We start from the raw sequence: 2,494 nt of genomic DNA on the forward strand, positions 1-2,494 counted from the left end.
CAGCCCGTCGAAGTGCGCACACACCTCGTCCAGCGCATCGGCGAACACCGGGAAGATCTCCGCCAACTCCCGGCCCATACCGAGACGCTGACCACCCTGACCCGCAAACACGAACCCCGTCAGACCGGAGCGAGCCATGCCCGGCATCCGCTCACCGGCCGCCAGGGCCGCGAGCTGCGCGCGCAGCTCCTCCGCATCCCCGCCCAACACAACAGCCCGGTGCTCAAGACCGGAACGCGTGGTCGCCAACGACAGACCCACGTCCACCGCGTCCAGTCCGACCACCCCGGATGCCAACCGCGCGGCCTGCGCCGCGACTCCCGACGCCGTCTTGGCCGAGACCACCCATGGCACCGTCGGCAGAACGATCGTGGAGTCCGCCGCAACCTCTTCTTCCGGCGCGGGCGGTGCCTCCTCCAGGATGATGTGCGCGTTGGTGCCGCTCACGCCGAAGGACGACACTCCCGCACGTCTCGGCTGCTCACCACGCGGCCATTCACGCGGCTGGGTCAGCAGCTCCACCGCGCCTGCCGACCAGTCCACGTGTGACGACGGCGTATCGACATGCAGCGTCTTCGGCAGAATCCCGTGCCGCAACGCGAGAATCATCTTGATCACGCCCGCGACACCGGCGGCGGCCTGCGTGTGTCCGATGTTCGATTTGACCGAGCCCAGCCACAGCGGACGGCCCCCAGGACGGTCCTGGCCGTACGTGGCCAACAGCGCCTGCGCCTCGATCGGGTCACCCAGCGACGTGCCCGTCCCGTGCGCCTCCACCACGTCCACCTCGGTCGTGGACAGGCCGGCGTTCGTCAATGCTTCGCGGACGACGCGCTGCTGGGAGGGGCCGTTGGGCGCAGTCAGCCCGTTCGATGCACCGTCCTGGTTCACTGCGCTGCCACGCACCACCGCCAGCACCCGGTGGCCGTTGCGCCGCGCATCCGACAACCGCTCCAGGACGAGAACACCCACGCCCTCGCCCCAGCCGGTCCCGTCCGCATCATCCGAGAACGCCTTGCACCGACCATCCCCGGCCAGCCCGCCCTGCCGCTCGAACTCCACGAACGCACCCGGCGTCGACATCACCGTCACACCACCGGCCAACGCCAGATCGCACTCCCCGGCGCGCAACCCTCCAGCAACAGCCGCTGTTGCGGATCCATCGCCAGTGCCTCGCGCGGCGAGATCCCGAACAGCCCGGCATCGAAGTCCGCCATGCCGTCGACGAAGCCACCGACGCCCGGGCCGCTCTCCCAGCCACGGTCCGTGGGGAACGCGCCCATCGCGTCCACGCCGTCCGCCAGCAGCCGCCACAGGTCTTCGGGAGAGGCGACGCCGCCGGGGAAACGGCAGCCCATGCCCACCACGACCACCGGGTCGGACCCGGCCGACTCCACGTCCCGCAAGCGCTGCTTGGTCTCATGGAGTTCGAGCGTGACCTTCTTCAGGTAGCCGAGAAGTTTCTCCTCATTACTCATCAGCTCACCGGGTCCCGATCTCGTTGTCGATTAGGTCGAAGATGTCGTCGGACGTGGCGGCTTCGATCTTCGCCGAGATGCCGGCGGCACCGTCGTCGGTCGAGGTGCCGTCCAGTCGTTTCACCAGTTGTTGGAGGCGCGAGGTGACGCGCAGGCGCGCGACCTCCTGTGCCGGCAGGGCCAGCAGCGCGGCTTCGAGCCGGTCCAGCTCGGTGCCGGCGTCCCGGGCCTCGTCCGGGGACGCGTCGGGCAGTCGGCCCAGCAGGAACTCGGTCAGAGCCGACGGGGTCGGGTGGTCGAACACCAGCGTCGAAGGCAGCTTGAGGCCGGTCTCGGCCGCCAGGGCGTTACGGAACTCGACGGCCGTCAGCGAGTCGAAGCCCAGGTCACGGAAGGACTTGGACACGTCCAGTCCGTCCGCGTCGGCGAAGCCCAGCACGGCCGCGACCTGACCGCGCACCACGTCCGTCACCATGGCGCGCCGTGCGACGCCGACGACCCCGACGAGCCGGTCCCGCAGCCCGACTGCCCCGCCCACCTGCTCACTCGTGGTGGCGCCCTGCGGCGCGATCTCGTCCCACAGGCGGCTCGCTCGAAGGGCGGTCACGCCCGGTACGAAACGCCCCCAGTCCACGTCCGCGACAGCGAAGCAGCCCGAGGCGGAACCCAGAATGCCGACCGCGGCCTTGGGCTCCAGCGGTCGCACACCGCCACGGCCGAGCCGGGAACGCACCGCCTCATCCGCCGCCATACCGCCCTCGGCCCACGGCCCCCACGCCACCGACGCACCCACCAGCCCATTCGCGAGCCGATGCTCCACCAACGCATCCAATGCGGCATTCGCCGCCGCATACGAACCCTGACCCGCACCACCCCACACACCAGCCGCAGAAGAGAACACAACGAACGCATCCAGTTCACGGTCACCCAGCGCATGATGCAGATGCCAGGCCGCACCCGCCTTCGCCTCCCACACCCCAGCCAGCCGGTCAACCGTCAAACCGCCGACCACACCG

The 2,494-nt window shown here is 69.9% G+C and carries 1 pseudogene; it reads right to left on the reverse strand.

What is annotated here, in order from left to right:
* Positions 1–2,494, reverse strand: a pseudogene (locus IO40_RS40010) (beta-ketoacyl synthase N-terminal-like domain-containing protein); the annotation flags it as partial.

Origin of the sequence: Streptomyces albus subsp. albus, from assembly GCF_000725885.1 — a bacterium.
Classification (GTDB): domain Bacteria; phylum Actinomycetota; class Actinomycetes; order Streptomycetales; family Streptomycetaceae; genus Streptomyces; species Streptomyces albus.